This is a genomic window from Pseudomonas sp. R38(2017) (assembly GCF_002112395.1).
Taxonomy (GTDB): Bacteria; Pseudomonadota; Gammaproteobacteria; order Pseudomonadales; family Pseudomonadaceae; genus Aquipseudomonas.
The window spans coordinates 1-26,287 of sequence record NZ_NEHN01000008.1 but is presented as its reverse complement, the minus strand read 5'-3'; the positions used below and the strand labels follow the sequence as shown (position 1 = coordinate 26,287).

The 26,287-nt window shown below is 59.9% G+C and carries 26 protein-coding genes; 15 read left to right on the top strand and 11 right to left on the bottom strand.

What is annotated here, in order from left to right; all coding sequences use genetic code 11:
* The 5 genes from CAF87_RS20445 to dksA form a co-directional block, all read right to left on the bottom strand.
* The gene (locus CAF87_RS20445) at nucleotides 1–1,437 is read right to left on the bottom strand and encodes a sigma-54 dependent transcriptional regulator (protein ID WP_085732818.1); all 1,437 of its coding nucleotides are present in this window, start codon (nucleotides 1,435–1,437) and stop codon (nucleotides 1–3) included.
* 22 nt (nucleotides 1,438–1,459) lie between these two features.
* Nucleotides 1,460–4,414: a sensor histidine kinase gene (locus CAF87_RS20440; protein WP_170929636.1), complete on the bottom strand. Its 2,955-nt coding sequence runs from the start codon at nucleotides 4,412–4,414 to the stop codon at nucleotides 1,460–1,462.
* Nucleotides 4,398–4,574 (bottom strand): hypothetical protein, encoded by a 177-nt coding sequence (locus CAF87_RS29060; RefSeq protein WP_003176118.1) that lies wholly within the window; start codon nucleotides 4,572–4,574, stop codon nucleotides 4,398–4,400. The genes CAF87_RS20440 and CAF87_RS29060 overlap by 17 nt, the downstream gene beginning before the upstream one ends.
* A gap of 77 nt (nucleotides 4,575–4,651) precedes the next feature.
* Nucleotides 4,652–5,548: a tRNA glutamyl-Q(34) synthetase GluQRS gene (gene gluQRS, locus CAF87_RS20435; RefSeq protein WP_085732816.1), complete on the bottom strand. Its 897-nt coding sequence runs from the start codon at nucleotides 5,546–5,548 to the stop codon at nucleotides 4,652–4,654.
* An 83-nt stretch (nucleotides 5,549–5,631) separates the two neighbouring features.
* A complete protein-coding gene (dksA, locus tag CAF87_RS20430; protein WP_085712147.1) occupies nucleotides 5,632–6,075 on the bottom strand; it encodes an RNA polymerase-binding protein DksA in 444 nt (147 codons plus the stop codon).
* 333 nt (nucleotides 6,076–6,408) lie between these two features.
* Between dksA and CAF87_RS20425 the strand changes: the two genes are divergently transcribed.
* Together CAF87_RS20425 and sfsA are read left to right on the top strand one after the other, a co-directional pair.
* Nucleotides 6,409–7,581 carry a pyridoxal phosphate-dependent aminotransferase gene (locus CAF87_RS20425; protein ID WP_085732815.1) on the top strand — a complete coding sequence of 391 codons (1,173 nt, stop codon included), beginning with the start codon at nucleotides 6,409–6,411 and terminating at the stop codon, nucleotides 7,579–7,581.
* Nucleotides 7,581–8,294, top strand: coding sequence for a DNA/RNA nuclease SfsA (gene sfsA / locus CAF87_RS20420; RefSeq protein WP_085732814.1), 714 nt, complete (start codon nucleotides 7,581–7,583; stop codon nucleotides 8,292–8,294). Before CAF87_RS20425 ends, sfsA begins: the two co-directional genes overlap by 1 nt.
* Here the strand turns inward: sfsA and CAF87_RS20415 are convergent.
* A complete protein-coding gene (locus CAF87_RS20415) occupies nucleotides 8,291–8,608 on the bottom strand; it encodes a Rieske 2Fe-2S domain-containing protein (protein ID WP_085732813.1) in 318 nt (105 codons plus the stop codon). The genes sfsA and CAF87_RS20415 overlap by 4 nt on opposite strands.
* Before the next feature lie 163 nt (nucleotides 8,609–8,771).
* Here CAF87_RS20415 and CAF87_RS20410 point away from each other — a divergent pair, with 163 nt between their 5' ends.
* Genes CAF87_RS20410 through CAF87_RS20395 form a run of 4 tightly spaced genes read left to right on the top strand, consistent with a single transcriptional unit; the run spans nucleotide 8,772 to nucleotide 12,315 of the window.
* A complete protein-coding gene (locus CAF87_RS20410) occupies nucleotides 8,772–9,644 on the top strand; it encodes a hemin ABC transporter substrate-binding protein (RefSeq protein WP_085732812.1) in 873 nt (290 codons plus the stop codon).
* 50 nt (nucleotides 9,645–9,694) lie between these two features.
* Entirely contained in the window at nucleotides 9,695–10,678 is a 984-nt protein-coding gene (locus CAF87_RS20405) for an iron ABC transporter permease (protein WP_170929640.1), read from the top strand.
* The gene (locus CAF87_RS20400) at nucleotides 10,678–11,445 is read left to right on the top strand and encodes a heme ABC transporter ATP-binding protein (RefSeq protein ID WP_085732810.1); all 768 of its coding nucleotides are present in this window, start codon (nucleotides 10,678–10,680) and stop codon (nucleotides 11,443–11,445) included. The genes CAF87_RS20405 and CAF87_RS20400 overlap by 1 nt, the downstream gene beginning before the upstream one ends.
* A gap of 21 nt (nucleotides 11,446–11,466) precedes the next feature.
* Nucleotides 11,467–12,315: a ChaN family lipoprotein gene (locus CAF87_RS20395; protein ID WP_085732809.1), complete on the top strand. Its 849-nt coding sequence runs from the start codon at nucleotides 11,467–11,469 to the stop codon at nucleotides 12,313–12,315.
* Between the two features lie 226 nt (nucleotides 12,316–12,541).
* On the opposite strand, the gene CAF87_RS20390 is transcribed toward CAF87_RS20395, so the two are convergent.
* From CAF87_RS20390 to CAF87_RS20375, 4 genes are all read right to left on the bottom strand, one after another.
* Nucleotides 12,542–13,333 carry a Crp/Fnr family transcriptional regulator gene (locus CAF87_RS20390; protein ID WP_085732808.1) on the bottom strand — a complete coding sequence of 264 codons (792 nt, stop codon included), beginning with the start codon at nucleotides 13,331–13,333 and terminating at the stop codon, nucleotides 12,542–12,544.
* A 15-nt stretch (nucleotides 13,334–13,348) separates the two neighbouring features.
* Nucleotides 13,349–13,621, bottom strand: coding sequence for a TfoX/Sxy family protein (locus CAF87_RS20385; protein ID WP_003228231.1), 273 nt, complete (start codon nucleotides 13,619–13,621; stop codon nucleotides 13,349–13,351).
* 216 nt (nucleotides 13,622–13,837) lie between these two features.
* Nucleotides 13,838–14,182: a pentapeptide repeat-containing protein gene (locus tag CAF87_RS20380; RefSeq protein WP_065261603.1), complete on the bottom strand. Its 345-nt coding sequence runs from the start codon at nucleotides 14,180–14,182 to the stop codon at nucleotides 13,838–13,840.
* A 91-nt stretch (nucleotides 14,183–14,273) separates the two neighbouring features.
* Nucleotides 14,274–15,830, bottom strand: a complete 1,557-nt coding sequence (locus tag CAF87_RS20375; protein WP_085732807.1) for a bifunctional aminoglycoside phosphotransferase/ATP-binding protein — start codon at nucleotides 15,828–15,830, stop codon at nucleotides 14,274–14,276.
* A gap of 117 nt (nucleotides 15,831–15,947) precedes the next feature.
* Here CAF87_RS20375 and mrcB point away from each other — a divergent pair, with 117 nt between their 5' ends.
* From mrcB to CAF87_RS20360, 3 genes are read left to right on the top strand one after another with little or no spacing between them, the layout of a single operon-like run.
* On the top strand, nucleotides 15,948–18,272 hold the full coding sequence (gene mrcB / locus CAF87_RS20370; protein WP_085732806.1) for a penicillin-binding protein 1B: 2,325 nt from the start codon (nucleotides 15,948–15,950) through the stop codon (nucleotides 18,270–18,272).
* A gap of 16 nt (nucleotides 18,273–18,288) precedes the next feature.
* The gene (locus CAF87_RS20365) at nucleotides 18,289–19,035 is read left to right on the top strand and encodes a tetratricopeptide repeat protein (protein WP_085732805.1); all 747 of its coding nucleotides are present in this window, start codon (nucleotides 18,289–18,291) and stop codon (nucleotides 19,033–19,035) included.
* Entirely contained in the window at nucleotides 19,035–19,370 is a 336-nt protein-coding gene (locus CAF87_RS20360) for a YqcC family protein (RefSeq protein ID WP_085732804.1), read from the top strand. The genes CAF87_RS20365 and CAF87_RS20360 overlap by 1 nt, the downstream gene beginning before the upstream one ends.
* A gap of 18 nt (nucleotides 19,371–19,388) precedes the next feature.
* On the opposite strand, the gene CAF87_RS20355 is transcribed toward CAF87_RS20360, so the two are convergent.
* Nucleotides 19,389–19,805, bottom strand: coding sequence for a DUF4124 domain-containing protein (locus tag CAF87_RS20355; protein ID WP_085732803.1), 417 nt, complete (start codon nucleotides 19,803–19,805; stop codon nucleotides 19,389–19,391).
* A 400-nt stretch (nucleotides 19,806–20,205) separates the two neighbouring features.
* On the opposite strand from CAF87_RS20355, the gene CAF87_RS20350 reads away from it, so the two are divergent.
* The 6 genes from CAF87_RS20350 to msrQ all read left to right on the top strand — a co-directional run bounded on the left by CAF87_RS20350 (nucleotide 20,206) and on the right by msrQ (nucleotide 26,195).
* The gene (locus CAF87_RS20350) at nucleotides 20,206–21,930 is read left to right on the top strand and encodes an acetolactate synthase 3 large subunit (protein ID WP_085608788.1); all 1,725 of its coding nucleotides are present in this window, start codon (nucleotides 20,206–20,208) and stop codon (nucleotides 21,928–21,930) included.
* 2 nt (nucleotides 21,931–21,932) lie between these two features.
* Complete coding sequence (gene ilvN, locus CAF87_RS20345; RefSeq protein WP_003205610.1) at nucleotides 21,933–22,424, top strand: acetolactate synthase small subunit; 492 nt, start codon at nucleotides 21,933–21,935, stop codon at nucleotides 22,422–22,424.
* 48 nt (nucleotides 22,425–22,472) lie between these two features.
* Complete coding sequence (gene ilvC, locus CAF87_RS20340) at nucleotides 22,473–23,489, top strand: ketol-acid reductoisomerase (RefSeq protein WP_007959661.1); 1,017 nt, start codon at nucleotides 22,473–22,475, stop codon at nucleotides 23,487–23,489.
* 148 nt (nucleotides 23,490–23,637) lie between these two features.
* Nucleotides 23,638–24,495: a CDP-diacylglycerol--serine O-phosphatidyltransferase gene (gene pssA / locus CAF87_RS20335; protein WP_085732802.1), complete on the top strand. Its 858-nt coding sequence runs from the start codon at nucleotides 23,638–23,640 to the stop codon at nucleotides 24,493–24,495.
* 63 nt (nucleotides 24,496–24,558) lie between these two features.
* A complete protein-coding gene (msrP, locus tag CAF87_RS20330) occupies nucleotides 24,559–25,572 on the top strand; it encodes a protein-methionine-sulfoxide reductase catalytic subunit MsrP (RefSeq protein WP_085732801.1) in 1,014 nt (337 codons plus the stop codon).
* Complete coding sequence (msrQ, locus tag CAF87_RS20325) at nucleotides 25,572–26,195, top strand: protein-methionine-sulfoxide reductase heme-binding subunit MsrQ (RefSeq protein ID WP_085732800.1); 624 nt, start codon at nucleotides 25,572–25,574, stop codon at nucleotides 26,193–26,195. Before msrP ends, msrQ begins: the two co-directional genes overlap by 1 nt.
* The last annotated feature ends 92 nt before the right edge of the window (nucleotides 26,196–26,287 follow it).

Sequence of the window (26,287 nt, the reverse complement as noted above, 5' to 3'; positions counted from 1 at the left end):
TCAGCTCTCGCTGGTGACCCCGGTCTTGCGCCGTGGAATGCCCAGACGCTGACGGCGTTCCCACAGACATTTGCGGCTGACGCCCAGTTTGCGCGCCAGTTCGGTCTCGGTCATGTGGTCCTGATGCTCGAGCACGAAGTGCTGGAAGTAGTCTTCCAGCGACAGATCTTCGGTCGGCTCGTGGCTGCTGTTGCTGGCGTTACCGGCCGGTTGCGTCGGCAGACCGATGAACTCGTCGTCCTCCAGATCCCCCAGCTCGATGTCGATGCCCAGCAGGTCGGCAGAAATTTCCGGGCTTTCGCTCAGGATGACGGCGCGCTCGACGGCGTTTTCCAGCTCCCGCACGTTGCCCGGCCAGGAATAGTGCCGGATTGCCTGTTCGGCATCAGCGGCAAATTTCAGATCGGTGCGATTGATGCGTGCGCTCTGACGAGCGAGGAACGCATTGGCGATTTCGTTGACGTCTGCACCACGCTCGCGCAGGGCCGGCAGTTTCAACGCGATCACGTGGAGGCGGTAGTACAAGTCCTCACGGAACTGGCCGATTTTCGCCAGGCTCTTGAGGTCACGGTGGGTCGCGGCGATCAGGCGGACATCGACCTTCTGCGACTGCACCGAGCCAACCCGGCGAATTTCGCCTTCCTGCAATACACGCAGCAGGCGGGCCTGTGCTTCCAGTGGCAATTCGCCGATCTCGTCGAGGAACAGCGTGCCGCCGTCTGCTGCTTCCACCAGGCCGGCGCGACCGGCGCTGGCGCCGGTGAATGCGCCTTTCTCGTGACCGAACAGTTCGGACTCTATCAGGCTTTCCGGAATGGCAGCGCAGTTCACCGAGATCATCGGGGCCTTGGCGCGTTTCGAAAGGTTGTGCAGGGCGCGGGCCACCAGTTCTTTACCGGTTCCGGATTCGCCCTGGATCAGGACATTGGAATCGGTTGGAGCGACTTTGCGGATCTTGCCGTAAAGGTCCTGCATCGGAGGGCAGGAGCCGATGATGCCGATCTCGCCATTGCTGTTGTCGACGGCGGATTTGCCGTTACCGTTGGCCGTTTTGCCGGTAACAACTTCGCCGGCAACTGGCGCCGACTGACGATCACGCAGGATCCGCGCGACGGCCTGAAGCATCTCGTCATGGTCGAAAGGCTTGGCGATGTAGTCCACCGCGCCCATCTTCATTGAGTCGACCGCCGAGCGCAGGCTGGCGTAGCTGGTCATGATCAGCACCGGCGTGCCCTGGCCGAGCTTGATCAGCTCGGTGCCCGGAGCACCCGGCAGACGCAGGTCGCTGACGATCAGATCGAAAGTGGGAATACTGAAGCGTTCTTGTGCTTCCTGCACTGAACCGGCTTCGCTGACCTGGTACTGGTTGCGTTCCAGCAGGCGGCGCAAGGCGGAGCGGATAATGGTTTCGTCTTCGACGATCAAAATGTGCGGCATTGATTCGATACTCTCGACGGTCTCAGTTCACAGCGGACGTCGCTTCGACATGACGCGGCAATGTCACCCGGATACGGGTGCCGCGCTGGCTCTGAACATCAGCCGGGCTGTCGATGGTGATTTGTCCATAATGCTCTTCAACGATGGAATAGACCAGTGCAAGGCCCAGACCGGTACCTTCGCCAGGATCCTTGGTGGTGAAGAAGGGTTCGAACAATCGGTCCATGATGTTCTTCGGAATACCGCTGCCTTCGTCCTCCACGATCAGATCGACCGTGTGTTCGCCGGCTTCGCTCTTGACCCGGACCGCACTGCCGGCAGGCGAGGCGTCACGGGCGTTGGAGAGCAAGTTGATCAAGACTTGGGCGAGCCGCTGCGGGTCGCCTTCGACCCAGTGGTCGGGGTCGCACAGGTTATAGAACTGGACTTCGAAGTTGCGCCGGTTCAGCGCGAGCAGGCCGATGGCATCCTGGGCCACTTCCGCCAGACAGACGGGTTCGTCGCTGTGCTGATGGCTGCCGGCATGGGCGAAGCTCATCAGCGACTGGACGATGCGCGACACGCGTTTGGTCTGCTCGAGGATCTGGCCGCTGATTTCCGTCAGTTCACCGTCGTCTTCACGTTCTTCGCGCAGGTTTTGCGCAAGACAGGCGATGCCGGTGATCGGGTTGCCGATTTCATGGGCCACGCCGGCTGCGAGACGGCCAATGCTGGCCAGACGCTCGGAGTGCACCAGTTTGTCTTCGAGCATCTGGGTCTCGGTCAGGTCCTCCACGAGCAATACGAGGCCACTGTTGCCCGGTGCCAATGGTTCATCAATGGCCGCTTTGTGCAGGTTCAGCCAGCGGGTCTGGCCGTCGAGAGCCAGATGCTGTTTGTGCAAGTGCTCGTCGGGCAAGTTTATGAAGCCTTGCAGCAATTCTTTCCACGGATTGGCTATGGTGCTCAAGCGCGAGCCGACGACCCGTTGCGCGGCAATTCCGGTCAGCTCTTCCATGGCCTTGTTCCACATCAGGATCTCCTGATCCTTGGCCAGCGAGCAGACGCCCATCGGCAGTTCCTGCAAGGTCTGGCGGTGGTAGCGGCGCAGGGCGTCGAGCTCGGCGGCCAGGCCGGTGAGGCGCGAGTGGTAATCCTCAAGGCGACTTTCAATGAAGTGGATGTCTTCTGTGACGTAGTTTTCACCGCCGGCCTTGTAGGGCAGGAAGGTTTCCACCATGTCCTGGGCGACGCTCGGGCCCATCAGGCCGGACAGGTTGGCTTCGATCCGGTCACGTAGGCGGCGCAAGGCATAGGGGCGGCGTTCGTCGAACGGCAGATAAAGGTCGCGCAGGGCCTGTTCGACTTCTTTCTGCGCAGCCTTGGCGCCCAGCGGTTTAGCGAGTTGCGTGGCGAATTCCTGCGGGGAGGCGGCGTGCAATTCACGGCGTTGCGGACGGCGCACGTTATCCACAGCGCAGGCTTCGGCCGCGCTGGCCTCTTCGGGGCTGGCATTGGTGAACAGCGAAATCAGCGTGAACATCAGGACGTTGGCCGCCAGCGAGGCGATGGCCGCCATGTGCCAACTGGTATCGTCCAGGACGTAGATCATGTTCAGCAGCGGAATATAGAAACCCTGCAGATTGCCGACCAGTGGCAACAGCATGGTCACGACCCACACCACAATCCCCGCCAGCAGACCGGCGATGAAACCGCGGCGATTGGCGGTCGGCCAGTACAGCACCGACAGCACGCCCGGCAGGAATTGCAGGGTCGCGACGAAGGCGACGATGCCGAGGTTGGCCAGATCCTGCTCGGCACCCAGCATCAGATAGAAGCAGAAACCGGCCATGATGATCGCGACGATCAGCGCCCGGCGGGTCCATTTCAACCAGCGATAGATATTGCCCTCGGCCGGTGGCTGATAGAGCGGCAGCACCAGATGGTTCAGGGCCATGCCCGACAGCGCCAGCGTGGTGACGATGATCAAGCCACTGGCCGCCGACAGACCGCCGACATAGGCCAGCAACGCCAGCGACTTGCTGTTGGCGGCAATGCCGATGCCAAGGGTGAAGTACTCCGGATTGGTGGTGGCGCCGAGTTTCAGGCCGGCCCAGAGAATCAGCGGTACTGCCAGGCTCATCAACAGCAGGAACAACGGCAGACCCCAACTCGCGCTCACCAGCGAACGCGGGTTGAGGTTTTCGGTGAACGTCATGTGATACATGTGCGGCATCACGATCGCCGAGGCGAAAAACACCAGCAGCAACGTGCGCCACGGGCCTTCCTGCAATGGGGTATGCAGGGCGGCGAGGGCGGTCTGGTTCTGCAGCAGCCACAGTTCAAGCTGTTGTGGACCATCGAAAACGCCGTACAAGGCATAGAGGCCGACGCCGCCGAGGGCGGCCAGTTTGATCACCGATTCGAAGGCGATCGCGAACACCAGCCCTTCGTGCTTTTCACGGGTGGCGATATGGCGCGAGCCGAAGAAGATCGTGAACAGGATGATCAGTGCGCAGAACGCCAGGGCCACGCGATTCTGTACCGGTTCGCCGGTGAGGATGCCGATGGAATCGGCCACGGCCTGGATCTGCAGGGCCAGCAACGGCAGTACGCCGATCAACATGAAAATCGTGGTCAGCGCACCGGCCCAGGTGCTGCGGAAACGGAAAGCGAACAAGTCCGCCAGCGATGACAGTTGATAGGTGCGGGTGATCTTCAGGATCGGATACAGCAGCACCGGCGCCAGCAGAAACGCACCGGACACCCCGAGATAGCTGGACAGAAAGCCGTAACCATATTGATAGGCCAGACCGACCGTGCCATAGAACGCCCACGCACTGGCGTAGACCCCCAGCGACAGGGTGTAAGTCAGCGGATGGCGAATGATCGCCCGGGGGATCATGCCCCGTTCACTGATCCATGCCACACCGAACAGCGCGGCCAGGTAGGCAGCGCTGATCAGCAGCATCTGGGTCAGGCTAAAGCTCATCGGCATCTTTTTGGCTCTGCAGGATGAAGGTCACGACGATCAGGATCAGCCAGAGCAGATAAGGGCGATACCAGGCGCCCGTGGCGTCGATCCACCAATCCATGATGGCGGGAGAAAACAGGTAGATCCCCACGACCAGAAGCAGGACCAAGCGATAGATGTACATCTCGGCCTCTCTTTTTTATGCGCGTGCCCGAAAACGTGCGGCGATGGTAACGGATGGGCGCGCCACTGCAAGTGTCGTCACAGCAGTTGCGCTTCAGGCAGGGTCAGTGTGCGCGGGATTTTCGAGGCGTCCCAGTGGGCGCTGCCCCAATTCAGCAGCTCCTGCGGTGAGGCGTGGGCCAGTTCGGAGCCCGGGTTTTGCCCCAGTGCGCGCAGCGCCCGCAGCAGCAGCGGGGTGGCCTGATCGGCCTCCAGCGGCGGTGAGCGGTAGGACTTGCCGAGCTTGTTGCCGTCCGGCTGGGTAATCAGGGGCAGGTGCAGATAGCGCGGCTGGCGCAGGCCCAGCAGTTCCTGCAGATAGAGCTGGCGCGGGGTTGAGTCGAGCAGGTCGGCGCCGCGCACGATGTCGGTGATGCCCTGCCAGGCATCGTCCAGCACCACCGCCAGTTGATAGGCGTAGAGGCCGTCGCGGCGGCGGATCACGAAATCACCCACGTCGCGGCCCAGGTGCTGGCGGTATTCGCCCTGCACCCGGTCGATGAAGTGATATTCCAGCTCGGGCACGCGCAGGCGGATTGCGGCGTCTTCCTGACCATGGCCGGCATTGCGACACAGTCCTGGATAAATGCCGTGATAGGGCTCCAGTTGTTTGCGCGAGCAGGTGCAGGCATACGCCAGGCCGTGATTGAACAGGCTGTCGAGCACTTGCGCGTAGGCTTCATGCCGTTCGCTCTGACGGATCATTTCGCCGTCCCATTCGAAGCCGTAGCTTTCCAGGGCCTTGAGAATCGCTGCCTGCGCCCCCGGCTCTTCCCGGGGCGGATCGAGATCTTCCATGCGCACCAGCCAGCGACCGTTCACCGAGCGGGCGTCCAGATAGGAAGCCAGCGCCGCTACAAGCGAGCCAAAGTGCAGGTGGCCACTGGGTGTCGGAGCAAAGCGGCCGATGTAGGCGGGGGAGGTGTTGGCAGTCATGAGAGCGATGCTACTAGAGAGTCAGAAAACAGCAGAAACAAAAACGGAGCGTTCGCACGCTCCGTTTCTCGTTCAGGTCAGGATTACTTGCCGACCTGCTTTTCCTTGATTTCCGCAAGGTTCTTGCAGTCGACGCACATGTCGGCGGTCGGACGGGCTTCAAGGCGCTTGACGCCGATCTCGATGCCGCAGGAGTCACACCAGCCGTACTCTTCGTCTTCGATCAACTGCAGCGTCTTGTCGATCTTCTTGATCAGTTTGCGCTCGCGGTCGCGGGCACGCAGCTCAAGGGCGAATTCTTCTTCCTGGCTGGCACGGTCGGCCGGATCAGGGAAGTTGGCTGCTTCGTCTTTCATGTGATCAACAGTGCGGTCGACTTCCTGCATCAAGTCCAGTTTCCACTTGGTCAGGATTTTGGTGAAGTGCGCGCGCATGGGCTTGCCCATGTACTCTTCGCCTTCGGCCGGAACGTAAGGTTCGAAACCGCTGATCGCCTGTTGCTGCTGTTGCTTTGCTTGGGTGGGCATGAAATGGACCGCCTCTACTCTTGTAATCCATTGCGCAGGATTGCTCCATCACCGACACCTGCCGGCCCTGCGGCTGCAAGCGGGCGAACTTACCAGATCAATTCGGCCTGCGCTACTCCCGGATGTCGAGCCCGCGGCCGGTGGTGCCTGCAAATGTTTGCCAAGCCATGTCTGGTGGTGCTGGAGACCTGACAATCACTGATTTTAGTCAATCCTGGAGCGTACGTTTGCCTTGTTACAGTCCAGCGTTCTTGAGGCTGTGACCGCTGCGGGTTCTCGCTCGTTCCGGCAGATGGGTAGAATCGTTTCTTTTCACTCGTTGAAGGAAGGCCAATGGCTCAGCCCTACAGTGCGCGCAGTCGTGCGATCGAACCGTTCCATGTGATGGCGTTGCTGGCGCGGGCCAATGAATTGCAGGCCGCCGGCCATGACGTGATCCACCTGGAAATCGGCGAGCCGGACTTCACGACCGCCGAACCGATCATCCGCGCCGGCCAGGCTGCCCTGACGGCGGGGAAAACCCGTTACACCGCCGCCCGGGGCATTCCTGAGCTGCGCGAGGCGATTTCCGGCTTTTATCAGACCCGTTATGGTCTGAATATCGATCCGCGGCGGATTCTGATCACCCCGGGCGGCTCCGGGGCGCTGTTGCTGGCCAGTGCGTTGCTGGTGGACCCGGGCAAACACTGGCTGCTGGCCGACCCCGGTTATCCGTGCAACCGGCACTTTCTGCGACTGGTGGAGGGCGCGGCGCAGCTCGTTCCTGTCGGGCCGGATGTGCGCTATCAACTGACGCCTGATCTAGTGGAGCGCCACTGGGATCACGACAGTGTCGGTGCACTGGTCGCTTCACCGGCCAACCCGACCGGCACGATTCTGACCCGCGATGAGCTGGCGGGTTTATCCACAGCCATCAAGGCGCGGCACGGGCATCTGGTGGTGGACGAGATCTACCACGGCCTGACATACGGCACCGATGCCGCCAGCGTGCTGGAAGTCGACGACAGCGCGTTTGTCCTCAACAGTTTTTCAAAATATTTCGGCATGACCGGTTGGCGTCTCGGCTGGCTGGTGGCACCGGATGCTGCGGTCAGCGAGCTGGAAAAGCTTGCGCAGAACCTCTACATCAGCGCCCCGAGCATGGCCCAGCATGCGGCGCTGGCCTGTTTCGAGCCGGACACCATTGCGATTCTCGAGGAGCGCCGCGCCGAATTCGGCCGTCGCCGCGATTTCCTGCTGCCAGCGCTGCGGGAGCTGGGTTTCAATATCGCGGTGGAGCCGGAGGGCGCGTTCTACTTGTATGCCGATATCAGCCAGTTCGGCGGTGATGCCTTCGCGTTCTGCGGTCACTTCCTCGAAACCGAGCACGTAGCGTTTACCCCGGGGCTGGATTTCGGTCGTTATCAGGCCAGTCACCATGTGCGATTTGCCTACACGCAAAACCTCCCTCGCCTACAGGAAGCAGTGGAACGCATTGCTCGCGGCTTGAAGAGCTGGCAAGGCTGATGCGTTTTTTTCCTCCTCTTGAAGAAGGCCGGTTGATCCGTCGTTACAAGCGCTTTCTCGCTGACATCGAAACCGTTACCGGCGAGCTGCTGACGATTCACTGCCCGAATACCGGCTCGATGCTCAATTGTCAGGTCGAAGGCGGGCAGGTCTGGTTCAGTCGCTCCAATGACCCCAAGCGCAAGCTGCCCGGCACCTGGGAAATCGGCGAAACCCCGCAGGGGCGGTTGTTCTGCGTGAACACCGGGCGCGCCAATGCGCTGGTCGAAGAAGCCTTGCAAGCCGGTGTCATCAGCGAGTTGAACGGTTTTACCGCGCTGAAGCGCGAAGTGGCTTACGGACAGGAAAAAAGCCGCATCGACTTTCGCCTCGAATACCCGACAGGGCCGGTGTATGTGGAGGTGAAAAGCGTCACGCTGGGTTTCGACGGTACAGCGGTGGCGGCCTTTCCCGATGCGGTGACCGAGCGGGGCGCCAAGCATTTGCGTGAGCTGGCGCATCTTGCGCGAGACGGGATTCGAGCAGTGCAGCTGTACTGCGTGAATCTGACGGGTATCGAAGCGGTACGTCCGGCCGTGGAAATCGACGCTGCCTACGCCGCTGCCTTGCGTGAGGCGGTGGCGTCCGGTGTCGAGGTGCTGGCTTATGGCGTGCGGTTGGGCCATGAGGAAATGTTGATCGATCGTCGACTGGACGTATTGCTTGACGGTTAAACGTCGACCCACAGCCCTTGGGCATCTTCACGGCAATCGATGGCTGTCAGCGATTGCCCGGCGCAAGGGCCCGCCACGCATTCACCGTCCTCGATCAGAAACAGTGCGCCGTGAGTGGCGCACTGGATCAGGCTGTTGCTCGGGTCGAGAAACTGGTCGGGTTGCCATTCCAGCCCGACGCCTCGGTGCGGGCAGCGATTGAGATAGACGTACGCCTTGCCGGCCCGGCGCACGGCGAACAGTTTTTGGCCGTCGATCTCGAACCCGCGGCTGGTGGCTTCGAGCAAATCGGCGCCGATGCACAGAAACTTCATGGCTATCCTCAAGTGTCAGCTCGTGTCCGGATATGTCCGAGCTTGACGTTTAAATGCAAACAATTATCAAATGGCCGCCTTCGTCCGCCGCGCGGTGGCCGCTGCCGAGGATACTTGGCCTGCCGCCCCGATGCCCGGGAAAATCCTCTAAGGGAAGCTGTCTATGCGCCTGAGTACCCGCGTTGCCGTGCTGTGTGTCGGACTTTTGGTCAGCCACCAGGCTGCAGCGGCCCAATTGCCGCAACGCTGGGTCAGTGCCGGCGGTGCGTTGTCGGAATGGGTGAGTGCGTTGGGCGGTGAGGCGAAGCTGGTGGGCGTCGACACCACGAGCCAGCATCCAAAGTCCCTCACGTCGCTGCCGAGTATCGGTTATCAGCGCAGTCTGTCGGCGGAAGGCATCCTCAGCCTGCGCCCGGACATCCTGATCGGCACCGAGGAAATGGGCCCGCCGCCGGTCATTTCACAGGTTCGCAGTGCCAAAGTGCAGGTGGAGCTGTTCTCCGCTCAGCCGGACCTGCCGACGCTGGAGAAAAATGTCACCCATCTGGGCCGGTTGCTGGGCGCCGAGACTCAGGCGACTCAGCTGCTGCAAAGTTATCAACGGCAACTCGATGCACAGACGTCGCGCGTGGTGGCGGTGCAGTCAAAACACAAGGCTCCCGGCGTGCTGTTGTTGCTCGGACATGCCGGCGGCAAACCATTGATTGCCGGCAAGGACACCGCTGCCGACTGGATGCTGCAACAGGCGGGCGGACATAACCTGGCCACTCACACCGGCTACAAACCGTTTTCCGTGGAATCCCTGGCCGGACTCGACCCCGAAGTGCTGGTGTTTGCTGACCGCGCACTGACCGGCGAGGCGGCGAAAACGGCTCTGTTCAAGGAAAACCCGATCCTCAATTCCAGCCGTGCGGCCAAGTCTGGTCGCGTGCTGGAGCTGGACCCGACATTGCTGGTCGGTGGGCTAGGGCCGCGTTTACCGGGAGCGCTGAAAACTCTGACTGACGGTTTCTACCCAGGCCAGAGCGGCCAATGACCACACTGGTCAAACCCCGTGGCTTGTTCACCGGCCTGATCCTGCTGTGCCTGTTGGCGATCTGGCTGTCACTGGCTCTGGGGCCGGTCAGCCTGCCGCTGTTCGATACCTTGCGCGCGGCATTGCGCATGATCGGCGTGCCGCTGGCGCCGGACGGGCTGGAGCAGGCTGAGCTGATTCTCGGGCAGATTCGCCTGCCTCGGACGCTGCTCGGGTTGGCAGTAGGCGGCGTGCTGGCGTTGTCCGGGGTGGCGATGCAAGGCTTGTTTCGCAATCCACTGGCGGACCCGGGTTTGGTTGGCGTGTCCAGTGGGGCGGCGCTCGGTGCTGCGGTGGCGATTGTCGGCGGTTCGTTTTTCGGCGGTCTGCCGGAGTGGTTCGGCCCGTACTTATTGTCGGTGTGCGCGTTTCTCGGCGGTCTAGGGGTGACAGCGCTGGTGTATCGGCTCGGCCGTCGCAACGGGCAGACCGATGTCGCGACCATGTTGCTGGCGGGTATCGCCCTGACTGCGCTCGCCAGTTCTGCAGTGGGACTTTTTACCTATCTGGCGGACGACGCCACCCTGCGAACCCTGACTTTCTGGAACCTCGGCAGCCTCAACGGTGCGAGTTATGCACGGTTGTGGCCGCTGCTGATCATCAGTGCCGGCGTCGCGTTGTGGTTGCCGCGCCGGGCGAAGGCTTTGAATGCGTTGTTGCTTGGGGAGTCGGAAGCCGGGCATTTGGGGATCGATGTCGAGCGGCTCAAGCGTGAGCTGGTGTTCTGCACGGCGCTGGGTGTCGGGGCTGCAGTGGCGGCGGCGGGGATGATCGGATTTGTCGGGCTGGTCGTACCGCATCTGGTGCGTTTGCTCGCCGGGCCGGATCATCGCGTGTTGTTGCCGGCATCGGTGCTGGCCGGTGCCAGTCTGTTGTTGCTGGCGGATCTGGTGGCGCGGCTGGCGCTGGCCCCGGCGGAGTTGCCGATTGGCATCGTTACGGCATTCATCGGCGCGCCGTTCTTCCTTTATCTGTTGCTGCGAGGGCGTGCCTGATGTTGCGTGCGCACAATCTGCACATCCGTCGTGGCCGCAAGACCGTGCTGGCTGACGTCAATCTGCAACTGGAGTCGGGTGAAGTGCTCGGCGTGCTCGGCCCCAACGGTGCCGGCAAGAGCACGTTGCTCGGAGCGTTGTGCGGTGAACTGAGTGCCAGCGAAGGCAGTGTTCTTCTCGACGGTGAAAACCTTGGCCACTGGAGCGGCACTCAGCGTGCTCAACGACTGGCGGTATTGCCCCAGGTATCGACGCTGGATTTCGCTTTTCGCGTCGAAGAAGTGGTCGGGATGGGGCGTTTGCCCTATCAGAGCGGGAGAGTGCGCGATGACGAGATCGTTGCCGACGCATTGGCGGCCGCTGATGCCGGGCACCTGAGCGGGCGCAGTTATCTGGCGCTGTCCGGTGGCGAGCGCCAGCGGGTACACCTGGCCCGCGTGCTGGCTCAGTTGTGGCCGGGGCAGGCCGGGCAGACCTTGTTGCTGGACGAGCCGACTTCAATGCTCGATCCGTTGCATCAACACACCACGTTGCAAGCCGTGCGCGAGTTTGCCGATCGCGGCGCTGCTGTGATGGTGATCCTGCATGATCTGAACCTGGCGGCGCGCTATTGTGATCGCATCTTGCTGCTTGAGGGTGGACGTCCGGTGGCACTGGACACGCCTCAGCAAGTGTTGCGCCCTGACTCGCTCAAGGCTGTTTTCGGTCTGGAGGTGTTGGTGCAGTCGCACCCGGAGCGCGGGCATCCGCTGATCATCGCTCGCTGATTTCGTCATCGAGGTGAAAGCATGCGTAGGATTTTTCTGTTTGCGGTGTTGTTGCTTGGCGGTTGCCAACATCTCGCTCCGCCACCGGTCACTGGCGAGATTCGCGACCTGCGTAGCGGAACACTGATTACCCCGCAAGAATTGCTGACGCGTCTGGGCGAGCCGGCGAGGGTGATCGTCGGTGAGCAGCACGACAATGCCGATCACCATGCCGTGCAGTTGTGGCTATTGCAGAACCTGGGTCGTGAGCGGCCTCAGGGCAGTCTCCTGCTGGAAATGCTCACGCCCGATCAACAAGTGCGGGTCGATGTCGTGCGTCGAGCTCCAAAGGCTCCCACTGATCTTCCGGTCGAGCTGGCGTGGCAGGATGGTTGGGACTGGAATCTCTACGGGCCGATTGTCCGGTTTGCCTTCACGCAACCTTATCCGCTGCTGGCGGCCAATCTCGATAACAGTGAAATTCGTGCGTTCTATCGCCAGCCTCCGGTTCTGCAAGGGGAACGCAGTAACGCCGAGTCGGTGAAAAACGAATTGGCCGGGCAGATCAGCGATTCTCATTGTGGCTTGCTGCCTCAGTCGCAGATGCCGGCGATGCTGGCGGTGCAGCAGCAACGGGATCGGCGTATGGCGACAAGATTGTTGGCGGCGCCTGCGCCAGCGTTGTTGTTCGCTGGTGCGTTCCATGCGCGCAAGGATGTGGGTGTGCCGCTGCATGTGCTGGATCTGGGCACGCCCGAAGCACCTGCAGTGTTGATGCTGGCGGAGCAGGGCAGCGAAGTCACGGCGGCCATGGCCGATTATGTCTGGTTCACACCATCTACACCGAAACCGGATTATTGCGCCGAGATGCGTAAACAGTTCGGTCAATGACTTTCTTGCGGGCAAAAAAAGACCCGGTAAAACCGGGTCAAATAACCGTGATTAGCCTGATGAGGAGATAATCTGAGAGTCCGAACCAAGGGCTTTTCAGAATATCGACTGATCTCGCGATCAGTTGTGATAATCATAGCGATTCTCATTAACAAGTCAACGTGTGTTTTTCCATTTCTTCGGTTTTGTTTGGGGAATGGCTGAAAAGCCCTGCAAACACTGGGCTTCAGCTTGGACGATCAAGTGCCGTGAGCTGCTTGTTGAGCTGGTCGATGCGCCGCGCCATGCTTTCGATCAGGCTGTGGGCGATTTTCGGATTGCTGCGGGTCATGCTCAGAAACTGATCGCCTGGAATCAGCATCACCGTGCTCGGCTCGCAGGTGATGACCGTAGCGTTGCGGGGCTCGCCGGTGAATATCGCCATCGCGCCGAAGATCTCGTCCCTGGGCACCTCCCCAACCTTGTGCCCGTCGACGAATGCCTGCGCGTGTCCCTCGATGATTACGAACACGTGATCGGCGGGATCGCCTTCGCGGATCAACACTTCTCCGGCCTCGACCCGTTTAAAGCCATTGGTGCTGCGAAACTCCCGTGGCTTCAGTTCGCCAATCGCATGGGCCAGCAGCGCCATTTGCCCGAGCAGATAGTGCAGAAATTGCTCCGAACGTGCCGGTTCTGAATACACATGCTGAAACAAATCGCGTCGACGATAGGGCAGGAGGCTCAGCGGTCCGTCCGAACGCAGGAGGCAATCCGTCCATTCCGGGCTTTGCTGCAGACCGATCAGATCACCTTCCTGCCAATAGAAAAGCGCCCTGCCACCTAACTGGCCGTTGATGACACCCTCTGTCAGTAAAAACAGTTGATCGCCCGGCAACCGAGCCATCAGATCATCCGTGGCCTCCAGTTCCAGTGGGGGCCCACACGGTGCAAGGTCCTGCAGAAAATGACCGGGAAGGCTCTGCAAACGGTTGATCATTGTTTCGGCCGGCGCCGATTGTTCCCCGAGCAGATACATGAAGGTGGGTGCCCGTCAGTTCTTGTGGCGAGAGGAAATGGCTTCCAGCTGTTTGTTCAGAGCGTCCTTGCGTTCGGCGGGAATGTCGTTCCAGTGCACATCCATCAACGCCCCTTCGATTGCATACAACAACACCTTCGACGCTCGGAACCCACGCGTGCGCACGGCCCGATAGGCATCCACGGCGCCCAGGCGACGCAGATCCGAGGCGCTGTGGATGCCCACGGCATGCAGCCATTGCGCCGACGTCTTGCCAAGATTCTTCAGGTGTTGCAGTTCATCATTCATCAAGCCTCCTTGCGACGGCCGAATGGTGCGTGGGCGATCTTCTCAGGAGTGTAGCCATCAGTAGGAAAAGCGTGGTTGTTTGGTCGGATTCGACGCAAACGCTTCTAAGAAAGGTCAGGTTTTCACTGACGAATCAAGTTGGAGAGGGGGGGAGGCACGAATGACACCCAGTCCAGCGCAAAGCGGGGGCGCTGGACGGGTTGGCCCTTTGGTGGCTCAGCGGGTGCGATAGCGCAGGCGGGTACCGAAGTTCATCGACATCAGGATTTCGTCTGCACTCAGCTCCGGCGGGAAGTAAGCACCGGAAATCTGTGCGTGGGCCAGGCTGGCGCCTTCCAGCGATGCATTACGAAAGTCGATACCGCGCAGATCAGCGGAACGGAAGTAGGCGTCCCGGAAATCCACGCCATCGGCGTTCAATTCGCGCAAGTCGAGGCCACGAAAATCACCGCCCACCATGTCAATCGGGCCGTCTTTCGGACGTTCTTTGTTGAAACCGGCTATGTCGTCTTTGTGCAGCAAGGCATAAAGCGGGGTGTCGAGAAGTTTCGGCTGGCTCATGTCAGATCACCTGTTGGTTTTATGACGCCAGTATAGTGCCACTATTTGACGGCCGTGAAGCGAGCGTGGGCTTCACGGCCGAAATAGTTTCTTACAGACCTGGCAGGCGCTGGCGGATTTGCGCCACGACAGTGTCCAGGGTGCCGGACTCATTGGTCTGCACGCGCTTGCTGCGCAGGATTTCGTCCGGAGTCAACGCTTCACGATTGGCTTGCTGTGCTTCGATCACGGCCAGTGTTGCGTCGGACGGATCCTTCTTGTCTGCCTGACGCAGGGCCAGCCAGCTCTCGATCACCGCTTGTGGTGCGTTGCAGTCGAGGATCAGGAACGGCGTGCCGGTGGCCTCGGCTACCTTGGCTGCGCTGTCACGTTGTTCGCGCTTGAGGTAAGTGGCATCGATCACCACCGGGAAGCCGGCGTGCAGGATTACTTCGGCGATTTCATGCAGGCGAGCATAGGTCGCAGTGCTGGCGTCGGCGCTGTAAATCCCGGCCTGAACATCATTGGCGACGGTTTGCTCACCGAACAGACGTTTGCGCTCGACATCTGAACGCAGGCGAATCGCGCCCAGCGCCTCCACCAGGCGCATTGCAACGTGGCTTTTGCCTACAGCGGATACACCGTGGGTGATCGCCATGAAACGCGAAGGAATAGTGCTGTAGCTTTCCGCCAGGTTGGCGTAGTTGCGGTACTGGCGCAGGGTGGTGGCGCGCTGCACCGGCGTTGCGTCGGCAGGCATGCTGAACAGCGCAACTTTCGCACGGACCAGCGCGCGGTAGGCCTTGTAGAAGTTCAACACTTCCAGGCCCTGATAGTCGCCGGTCAGCTCCAGGTATTGGCTGATGAAGCGACGGGCCAGGGATTTCAGACCGCGGTCTTCCAGGTCCATCGCCAGGAAACCGGTGTCGGCCCAGACGTCGGTGAAGCGAAACGGCTCGTTGAATTCGATGCAGTCGAAGATCACCACTTTGCCATCGATCAGCGTAGCGTTACCCAGGTGAATGTCACCGTGGCATTCGCGGGTGAAACCTTCGGTCTTGCGCTGGGCGAACAGCGGTTTGAGGCGTTCGAAGCTGCTTTCGGCCCAGGCTTTCAAGGCATCCAGTTGCAGCAGATCGGCCTTGTCGCTGAGGAACGGCAGGATTTGTTCGAAGTTCTGGCGTACCGGCGCCATCACGCTTTCAGGGGTGCCGGCATCGTGTTCGGCCGGGACTTTTGGCGCGCTGAGATGGAAGCGAGCGATCTGCTCGGCCATTTCGTCGATGTGCGTGGTGGTCAGTTCGCCATTGGCTTGCAGGGTGCTCAGCAGGCCGGTCTGCGGGAACTGGCGCATTTTCAGCACATATTCAATGGCCGGGCCTTCGCCGCCCAGTTGCGGGGCTTCGGCAGTGCCGGTGACTGGAATCACTTCCAGATACAAATCGTCGGTCAGACGCTGGTTGAGGCGCAGTTCTTCGCCGCAAAAATGCTCGCGGGATTCGAGGCTGGTGAAGTCAAGAAAGCCGAAGTTCACCGGCTTCTTCACTTTATAAGCGTAAGGACCAGTGAGCAGGACCCACGAGATATGGGTTTCTATGACCTGAAACCCTTCGACAGGGTGCGCAAACAGGGCAGGATTTTGCAGGGCGGCGATCAGGGACTGGCTCACAGGCGATCCTTCAGAGTCTGGGGAAATTCGAGGCCGCCATTATGGCCGCTCGCCAGCCCGACGCAAACCTCGGAGCGCTCCTGTTGAGTATGAATAAAGTGCGTATAATCCGCCGCCATGACTCGTACTCGATCCCCCCGCACTTCTAAAAAACCAGCTTCCCGGGGCCTGCGCCCATGGTTGGGCTGGGCCCTGAAACTCAGTCTGGTCGGCCTTGTGGTGCTGGCCGGCTTCGCCGTTTACCTCGATGCCGTGGTGCAGGAGAAATTCTCCGGCAAGCGCTGGACCATCCCGGCCAAGGTATACGCGCGGCCGCTCGAGCTGTTCGTCGGACAGAAACTGAGCAAGGACGACTTCCTCACCGAACTCGATGCCCTGGGCTATCGCCGCGAAGCCGTGAGCAATGGCCCAGGCGCCGCCGCGGTCAACGGCAACACCGTCGATCTGAATACCCGTGGTTTCCAGTTCTATGAAGGCCTGGAAAAACCGCAGCCGGTTCGCGTGCGCTTCTCCGGTGACTACGTGGCCGAGCTCTCGGCGACGAACGGTTCTAAGCTGTCGGTGGTGCGTCTGGAGCCGCTGCTGATCGGCGGGATCTACCCGAAAAACCTTGAAGACCGGATTCTGATCAAGCTCGATCAGGTGCCGCCGTACCTGCTGGAAACCCTGGTCGCCGTGGAAGACCGGGATTACTACAGTCACTGGGGCGTCTCGCCGAAGTCGATTGCCCGGGCGATCTGGGTCAACACATCCGGCGGCAAGATGACCCAGGGCGGCAGTACGCTGACCCAGCAACTGGTCAAGAACTTCTACCTCACCAACGAACGCAGCCTGACCCGCAAGCTTACCGAAGCGATGATGGCGCTGTTGCTTGAGCTGCATTACGACAAGAAGGAAATTCTTGAGGCTTATCTCAACGAAGTCTTCGTCGGACAGGATGGCCAGCGTGCAGTGCACGGTTTCGGTCTGGCCAGCCAGTTCTTCTTTGGCCAGCCATTGTCCGAGCTGAAGCTGCATCAGGTCGCGTTGCTGGTCGGCATGGTCAAAGGCCCTTCCTATTACAACCCGCGCCGCAACCCGGAGCGGGCGCTGGAACGACGTAACCTGGTGCTCGACGTGCTTGAGCAACAGGGTGTCGCCACCGCCGAACAGGTCGAGGCCGCGAAGAAAATGCCGCTGGGCGTGACCTCGCGCGGCAAACTGGCCGACAGTTCGTTCCCGGGCTTCATCGATCTGGTCAAACGCCAGTTGCGTGAAGACTATCGCGACGAAGACTTGACTGAAGAAGGCCTGCGGATCTTCACCAGTTTCGACCCGATCCTGCAGATGAAAGCCGAAGCCTCGGTGAATGACACCTTCAAGCGTCTGTCGGGTCGTAAGGGCGCCGACGATGTGGAAGCGGCAATGGTCGTGACCAATCCGGAAACCGGTGAAGTCCAGGCGATGATCGGCAGCCGTCAGGCCAGTTACGCCGGGTTCAACCGGGCACTGGATGCCGTGCGACCAATCGGTTCTCTGGTCAAGCCTGCGGTTTATCTGACCGCACTGGAAAAACCGAGCCAGTACACGCTGACCAGTTGGCTGTCGGATGATCCGCTTTCCATCAAGGGCGCGGACGGGCAGGTCTGGAAACCGCAGAACTACGACCGCCGCTCCCACGGTACGGTGTTCCTCTATCAAGGGCTGGCGCACTCCTACAACCTGTCGACCTCGCGTCTCGGCCTGGCGGTGGGTGTTCCGAATGTCCTCAAGACCATCGGGCGCCTGGGTGTGACCCGTGAGTTCCCGGCGTTCCCGTCGATGTTGCTGGGTGCCGGTGGCATGACGCCGATCGAAGTGGCGACGATGTACCAGACCCTCGCCAACGGTGGCTTCAATACGCCGATGCGCGGGATCCGCAGTGTGCTGACCGCCGAGGGCGAGCCGCTCAAGCGGTATCCGTTCCAGATCGAGCAGCGTTTCGACCCAGCGTCGATCTACCTGATCCAGAACGCCATGCAGCGCGTCATGCGTGAAGGTACCGGTAGCTCCGTCTACAACGTATTGCCCAAGACCCTGACACTGGCCGGCAAGACCGGTACCAGTAACGATTCGCGGGATAGCTGGTTCGCCGGTTTCAGCCAGGATCTGCTGGCGGTGGTCTGGCTCGGCCGCGACGATAACGGCAAGACGCCGTTCACCGGTGCAACCGGTGCGTTGCAGGTCTGGACCAGTTTCATGCGCAAGGCCGATCCGCTTCCACTCGACATGCCGCAGCCGGACAACGTGGTGCAGGCGTGGGTTGATTCGCGCACTGGCCAGGGCTCCGATGCCAACTGTCCGGGCGCCGTGCAGATGCCGTATATTCGCGGCAGCGAACCGCCACCCGGCGCCTCCTGCGCAGGCGAAAGCCCGGCCTCGAGCGAGTCGGTGATGGATTGGGTCAAGGGCTGGATGAATTAAGCGAAGAGGGTTTCAAGTGAACAAGTGGTTGATTCCAGCGGTGACCGCCGTGGCTTTGCTCAGCGGCTGCTCCACCGTACAGCGTGGTTCGATTCCGGTTGTCGATTCGGGCACGGCTGTGTCCAACAGCGAACGCATTTCGGCCAATGGCGGCTTCCGGCAGACGACGGTGAAACGTCCTGTGCAGGGTCAGACTCAGGCTATCCCGCAAGGCGATACCGGTGTGGTGGTGATGGTGCCGGGCGGCGCTGCGACGTCGACGCCGATCAGCACTTCGCCGATTGTGCCGGGCCCGGCGTCCGGTGGTATCACTGCGGGGCCATACAACCCTTCGCCGGTCGAATCGGCACCGATCAGCTCCGGCAGCTACAGCATGCCTTCGACGCCTAGCGGCATTCCTTCGGCCAGCAGCGGTGGCGGTCTGTCCGCCGACGAGCAGCTGGACGGGCCGGTGCTCGCCTTGCTGAGCACGGCGCAGCAACAGCAGGCCGGCGGCGACCTCAACGGCGCATCCTCCAGCCTTGAGCGCGCTCAACGCGTTGCTCCGCGTGAGCCGCAAGTGCTTTACCGCCTGGCACAAGTGCGCATGGCTCAGGGCGATGCCCCGCAAGCCGAGCAAACCGCCCGCCGCGCGCTGACCATGGCCAATGGTCGTCCGGACTTGCAGGCCAGCCTGTGGGAACTGATCGCTCAGGCCCGTGAGAAACAAGGTGATTCCGCCGGCGCCGCACTGGCCCGTCAGAAGGCCAAGGTTTCGCTGTGATGGACGCTCGCTTCTCGAAAGTCGCCGATCAACTGTTGTTGATCGAGCGAGAACTGCGTGCCCAGGGCTGGTGGGATGAAGTCCAGCCTTCGACCGAAGCCTTGAGCAGTGTCGAGCCGTTTTCGGTCGACACCCTCGATTTCGAGCAGTGGCTGCAATGGATCTTCCTGCCGCGGATGAAGATGATCCTCGAACAGAACCTGCCATTGCCCAATGCCTCGGGCATTCAGGAAATGGCCGAAATGGTCTTCGCCCAACGCAATCTGCAAGGCAAGGACCGGCAGTTGCAGGTGTTGCTCAAAGAGTTCGACCAGCTGATCACTGCTTCGCGCTGAACGGCCGGCTGCCAGTGATCACTGGCAGTTCTCGGCAATCTGTTTCTGCGTCTCTGCGATACGCTCTTGACGTTGCGTATCGCTCAGGCGACGCAACTCTCCCTCGGTTTCTTCCCTCAGGCGCGGATTGTTCTGCAGTTGCGCCAGATTCGTACGCGCCTGTTCGCAGAAGGTCTTTAGCTGAGCCTGTTGCTCAGCGACCTGTTTCCTGACCTTGTCGTCGATGGCTTTCTGATCGCCCAGTGGGCCGCTGCCGGGTATTGCGGCGGGGCGCGGAGCGGGCGAGGGCGGCGTTTGCAGGGTGGTCGCCGATTGCCCCTGCGGCGGCTGCGCATCGAAGTGCGTGACACCTTGGGCATCGACCCATTTGTAGATCTGACCGGCCATGCACCAGGGGCTGAGGCCGATCAGCAGTATGACGAGGAGCGTTCGCATGCTGATTCCTTGGCAAAATTGCGCAATTGACGCTAACAGAGTAGCGCTTTTCAGGTTTTTTCTTGCGTTCTCATGTGCTTACCCACAATTAAGCACATTGACGGCTTGACTTGGAGAGGGCGAAACAGAAGAATCCAAAGTCCGCTGTACAGGGACTGCCAGAAGCAGACCCTCTCGGCAGATCATGAGGCGCATATCCGCGTCGACCTGTTACACCCGCAACGCGTTACCTCGCGCTGGGTGGGAAAGGCCCGCAACACTTGGGACGATCCCAATACTTGCTCAGTCAGTGCTGACGTAGTCGGCGACCACCGTCGCTCATGCTCTGCCGAGAAGTAAACCTATTAAGACCCGTTCGCCTTTTTGTGGACGGTATTCTGGCGTTTTAGAGGTGAACAACGTGGAGCTTTTATCTGGCGGTGAGATGCTCGTCCGCTTTTTGCGTGACGAAGGCGTCAAATATATCTACGGGTACCCGGGTGGTGCTCTTCTTCATGTTTACGATGCCCTGTTCAAAGAACCGGAAGTGACCCACATCCTGGTTCGTCACGAACAAGCGGCTACCCATATGGCTGACGGCTACGCCCGTGCCACCGGTAAAGCCGGCGTGGTATTGGTGACTTCCGGTCCTGGCGCCACAAACGCCATCACCGGTATTGCCACGGCCTACATGGACTCGATTCCAATGGTGATCATTTCCGGTCAGGTGCCAAGCACCATGGTCGGCACCGATGCGTTCCAGGAAACCGACATGATCGGTATCTCCCGGCCGATCGTGAAGCACAGCTTCATGATCAAGCACGCTTCGGAAATCCCGGAAGTCATGAAGAAAGCCTTCTACCTGGCGCAATCCGGTCGTCCGGGCCCGGTCGTGGTCGATATCCCGAAAGACATGACCAACCCGGCCGAGAAGTTCGAATACATCTTCCCGAAGAAAGCCAAGCTGCGTTCCTACAGCCCGGCCGTTCGCGGTCACTCCGGGCAAATCCGCAAGGCGGCAGAAATGCTCCTGGCGGCGAAGCGTCCCGTGCTTTACTCCGGCGGTGGCGTGATCCTCGGCAACGGCTCCGCGCCGCTGACCGAACTGGCGCAAATGCTCAACCTGCCGGTCACTAATACCTTGATGGGCCTGGGGGGCTACCCTGGCACTGATCGTCAGTTCATCGGCATGCTCGGCATGCACGGCAGTTACACCGCGAACCTTGCGATGCACCATGCCGACGTGATCCTGGCAGTGGGTGCGCGTTTCGATGATCGCGTGATCAACGGTGCTCCGAAGTTCTGTCCGAACGCCAAGATCATTCACATCGACATCGACCCGGCTTCGATTTCCAAGACCATCAAGGCTGACGTGCCGATCGTTGGTCCGGTGGAGAGCGTCCTGACCGAAATGGTCGCGATCCTCAAGGAAATCGGCGAAACCCCGAACAAGGAAGCGGTTGCCAGCTGGTGGAAGCAGGTTGACGAGTGGCGTGGTGATCGTGGCCTGTTCCCTTACGACAAGGGCGACGGCAGCAAGATCAAGCCACAGACCGTGATTGAAACCCTGTGCGAAGTGACCAAGGGCGACGCCTTTGTGACCTCCGACGTTGGCCAGCACCAGATGTTTGCTGCGCAGTACTACAAGTTCAACAAGCCGAACCGCTGGATCAACTCCGGTGGCCTGGGCACGATGGGCTTCGGTCTGCCGGCGGCGATGGGTATCGCTCTGAGCTTCCCGGACACCGATGTTGCGTGCGTCACCGGTGAAGGCAGTATCCAGATGAACATCCAGGAACTGTCGACCTGCCTGCAATACGGTTTGCCGGTCAAGATCGTCATCCTGAACAACGGTGTTCTGGGCATGGTTCGTCAGTGGCAGGACATGAGTTACGGCAGCCGTCACTCGCACTCCTACATGGAATCCTTGCCTGACTTCGTCAAGCTGGCTGAAGCCTATGGCCACGTCGGCGTGCGCATCACCGAATCGAAAGATTTGAAGTCGAAGATGGAAGAGGCGTTCGCCATGAAAGATCGCCTGGTGGTGATCGACATTTCGGTCGACACCAGCGAGCACGTCTATCCGATGCAGATCAAAGACGGCTCCATGCGCGATATGTGGCTGAGCAAGACGGAGCGTACCTAATCATGCGGCACATTATTTCCTTGCTTCTGGAAAACGAACCCGGTGCTTTGTCTCGCGTAGTCGGCCTGTTCTCGCAGCGCAACTACAACATCGAAAGCCTGACCGTGGCGCCAACCGAAGACCCGACCCTGTCGCGTCTGACGCTGACCACTGTCGGCCACGATGAAATCATCGAGCAGATCACCAAAAACCTGAACAAGCTGATCGAAGTGGTCAAGCTGGTGGACCTGTCGGAAAGTGCTCACATCGAGCGCGAGCTGATGCTGGTCAAGGTCAAGGCCACTGGCGCCCAGCGCGCCGAGATCAAACGCACCACCGATATCTACCGTGGACAGATCGTCGACGTCAGCGCCAGCGTGTATACCGTTCAATTGACCGGAACCAGCGACAAGCTCGACAGCTTCATTCAGTCCATCGGCACCGCATCGATTCTGGAAACCGTCCGCAGCGGCGTTACCGGTATTGCCCGCGGCGACAAAGTACTCAGCATCTAAACCAAATTAGCGAATGGCCTGAACGGCCTGGATATAAAGGGGAAATTCATGAAAGTTTTCTACGATAAAGACTGCGACCTGTCGATCATCCAGGGCAAGAAAGTTGCCATCATCGGTTACGGCTCCCAGGGTCACGCCCAAGCGTGCAACCTGAAAGACTCCGGTGTCGACGTTACCGTCGGTCTGCGTAAAGGTTCGGCCACTGTTGCCAAGGCAGAAGCCCACGGCCTGAAAGTGACCGACGTGGCTGCCGCTGTTGCCGGCGCCGACCTGGTCATGATCCTGACCCCGGACGAGTTCCAGTCTCAGCTGTACAAGAACGAAATCGAGCCGAACATCAAGAAGGGCGCCACCCTGGCCTTCTCCCACGGCTTCGCGATCCACTACAACCAGGTTGTTCCGCGTGCCGACCTCGACGTGATCATGATCGCGCCGAAAGCCCCGGGCCACACCGTACGTTCCGAGTTCGTGAAGGGCGGCGGTATTCCTGACCTGATCGCGATCTACCAGGACGCTTCGGGCAACGCCAAGAACGTTGCGCTGTCCTACGCCGCTGGCGTGGGTGGCGGCCGTACCGGCATCATCGAAACCACCTTCAAGGACGAGACCGAAACCGACCTGTTCGGCGAACAAGCCGTTCTGTGCGGCGGTACCGTTGAGCTGGTAAAAGCCGGTTTCGAAACTCTGGTTGAAGCTGGCTACGCGCCGGAAATGGCCTACTTCGAGTGCCTGCACGAACTGAAACTGATCGTTGACCTCATGTACGAAGGCGGTATCGCCAACATGAACTACTCGATCTCCAACAACGCTGAATACGGCGAGTACGTGACTGGTCCGGAAGTGATCAACGCCGAATCCCGTCAGGCCATGCGCAACGCCCTGAAACGTATTCAGGACGGCGAATACGCCAAAATGTTTATCAGCGAAGGCGCAACCGGCTACCCTTCGATGACCGCCAAGCGTCGTAACAACGCCGCTCACGGTATCGAAATCATCGGCGAGCAACTGCGCTCCATGATGCCGTGGATCGGTGCCAACAAGATCGTCGACAAAGCCAAAAACTAAGTCGTAGAACCTTGTATGAAAAAAACGCGGCCTCGGCCGCGTTTTTTCGTATGGGCGGGCGGTTCTGGTATAAAGCTGCATCGTTTGTGGCCGAACCGTCGTCCCAGACGCCTGTCGAAAATGTCCAATCCGTTGCAAGGTACTGTCCATGAGCGAACGTCCCGAAGAGCCGAACCAGGCTTCCGACGCCGAAAGCCTGCTGCCCATCGATGAACATGTCGAAGAAGGGCATGACGCAGAAGGTCGTAAAGTCCGGCATCGTGGTATCTATCTTTTGCCGAATCTGTTCACCACTGCGAACTTGTTTGCAGGGTTCTATTCCATCATCAATTCGATGAGTGCCCAGGCTGCGTTGAGCGCCGGGGACTCGGTGAATGCGAGCAAGTACTTCGCTTTCGCGGCTATCGCGATCTTCGTCGCCATGGTGCTCGATGGTCTCGACGGCCGTGTGGCACGCATGACCAATACCCAAAGTGCATTCGGTGCCGAGTACGACTCACTCTCGGACATGGTTGCCTTCGGCGTCGCGCCGGCATTGCTGGCATTCGGCTGGGCCTTGGGTGACATGGGCAAGGTCGGCTGGATGGTCGCCTTCATCTATGTGGCCGGCGCGGCGTTGCGTCTGGCGCGCTTCAATACTCAGGTGGGCACCGCAGACAAGCGTTACTTTATCGGCCTGGCCAGTCCGGCAGCTGCCGGTGTGGTCGCGGGGATTGTCTGGGCGTTCAGCGATTACGGGATCCAGGGTTCGAAGATGTCGTTCCTGGTTGCATTGATGGTGGCGGCTGCCGGCATGCTGATGGTCAGCAACATCAAGTACAACAGCTTCAAGGAGCTGGACTTGAAAGGGCGCGTACCATTCGTGGCGATCCTGGCGGTGGTGCTGGTGTTCGCCGTGGTGTTCAGTGACCCTCCGCGTATTCTGCTGCTGGTGTTCCTGGCCTATGCAGCCTCGGGTCCTGTGCAGTACCTGTTGCATCTTCGTCGCCACAAAAACGTCGAGTGATGTAATTTCCCTCATACTCCGCAGTCTATGGGTGCATCTGTCCTCCAAAACTGCGGAGTTGTCATGCTGATCAAAATCCCCAAGGCGTCCGACTGCCATGAGTCGGACGTCACGCCTGAATCCATTTATCTCTCTCGCCGGCAATTGCTCGGAGCGACTGCGGTTGGCTTGGCCGTGAGCAGCTTGCCGGGCTGGGCCAGTGCCGAAGAGGCTGCCCGCTATGCCGATGTCGAAGCCGGAAAAGCGCCCACCTGGTTTGCCGAGAAACTGCCCTCTGTCAAATGGGGTGCGGTGAACGTCAAGGATGAGGCGATTACGCCTTTCAAAGACGCGACCCATTACAACAACTTCTATGAGTTCGGCACCGACAAGGGTGATCCGGCAGCCAATGCCGGTTCGTTGAAAACCGAGCCGTGGAGTGTTGTCGTGGACGGGGAGGTAGGTAAGCCAGGGCGTTATGCTCTGGAAGACTTCATGAAACCTTACCAGCTGGAGGAGCGCATCTATCGTCTTCGCTGTGTCGAGGCATGGTCGATGGTGATCCCCTGGATCGGTTTCCCTATCTCGGCGTTGTTGAAGCAGGTAGAGCCTACTTCCAATGCCAAATACATACGCTTCGAAACCCTGCAGGATCCGAAAAGCATGCCCGGACAGCGTTCGGGATTTGCCCTGATCGACTGGCCTTACGTAGAAGGCTTGCGTCTGGATGAGGCGATGAATCCCTTGGCGATTCTGGCGGTGGGTATGTATGGCCGCGAGTTGCCAAATCAGAACGGCGCGCCGTTGCGTTTGGTGGTGCCATGGAAATACGGCTTCAAGAGCGTCAAATCCATCGTGCGGATCAGTCTGGTCAGCGAGCAGCCGAAGACAACGTGGCAGAGCATCGCGGCGGATGAATACGGGTTCTATGCGAATGTGAATCCTACGGTCGACCATCCACGTTGGACTCAGGCGCGGGAGCGACGACTGCCCAATAGTCTGTTCAAGCCGAATGTGCGTGATACGCAGATGTTCAACGGCTATGCGGACGAGGTCGCTTCTTTATATACAGGTCTCGATCTGCGGAAGAATTACTGATGCGATATCCGTTCTGGCGTGTGGGCGTCTTTCTGGGGGCGGTGATCTGGCCGCTGTTTTGGTTCTATCAGGCCTTTGCTGATCTGCTTGGGCCGGATCCGGGAAAGGTCCTGGTTGATCGGCTGGGGCTTGGAACATTGGTATTGCTGTTGATCACTCTGAGTATGACGCCGCTGCAGAAACTTACGGGGTGGGTCGGGTGGATTGCTGTGCGCCGTCAGTTGGGGCTCTGGTGTTTTGCTTATGTGGTTCTGCATCTTGGCAGCTATATGGCTTTCATTCTCGGTTTCGACTGGTCGCAACTGGGCGTCGAGTTGCGCAAGCGTCCCTACATAATAGTGGGGACTCTTGGCTTTCTGGGGTTACTGGCATTGGCGGTTACCTCCAACCGATACAGCCAGCGCCGTTTAGGTGCGCGCTGGAAGAAGTTGCACCGGCTGGTGTATTTGATTCTCGGATTGGGATTGCTGCATATGTTGTGGATCGTACGCGCCGATCTTAAAGAATGGGCGATCTATGCCTTTATAGGTGTTTTCCTTTTGGCGCTGCGTTTTCCCCCTTTGACCCGCCGGATCCCGCGTTTGATGGGTAAAAAGCAGGTTTTTCAAGAAAAGCGAAATTAAGGGTTGACGGCAGATTCTGGAGGCCTATAATTCGCCCCACTTCCGGCGCAGTCGAAACGGAAAACTCCTTGAAACTCAATGAGTTACACGTT